The following is a 431-nucleotide window of genomic DNA, read 5'->3' on the forward strand; positions in this document are numbered from 1 at the left end:
ACGATCAGCGCGAACAGCACGCCCCACAGGCTTTCGCCGACTATCAGGCCGGTTGCGGTCAGCGTGCCCATGCGCTCGGCCACTTCGGGGTTGGCGGTGGTGCGCGCCCAGCGGTCGTAGAACCAGCCGATCACCGAGCCCAGCACCGTCGGCAGGATCACCGACATCGGCAGATAGATGCCGAGCGCCACGCCGAGCGGGGGCAGGCGCAACAGCTTCAACCGCCCGAGCGCTTCGTCCAGCGCGATCAGCACGACGCCTGCCGCCACGCCATAGCCCAGCATCCGCCAATTGGCGTCACCCGACAGCACGCCCTTGGCCAGTGCCGAGATCAGCCCGGCTTGCGGCGCGGCGAGCGCATTCGGCCCGGCACCGGGCACGCCGACAAAGCCCATCCCGCTGTTGAGCACGTTCAGCACCGGCGGGATGAT

General features: G+C 69.1%; 1 protein-coding gene. It reads right to left on the minus strand.

Annotation, left to right across the window (positions count from 1 at the left end; translation table 11 throughout):
- On the minus strand, window positions 1-431 hold a 431-nt coding region (locus tag AACY52_RS31715; protein ID WP_339561613.1), incomplete at both ends, for an OPT/YSL family transporter.

Origin of the sequence: Pseudomonas sp. EA_65y_Pfl1_P113 (assembly GCF_963970525.1) — a bacterium.
GTDB lineage: Bacteria > Pseudomonadota > Gammaproteobacteria > Pseudomonadales > Pseudomonadaceae > Aquipseudomonas > Aquipseudomonas tritici.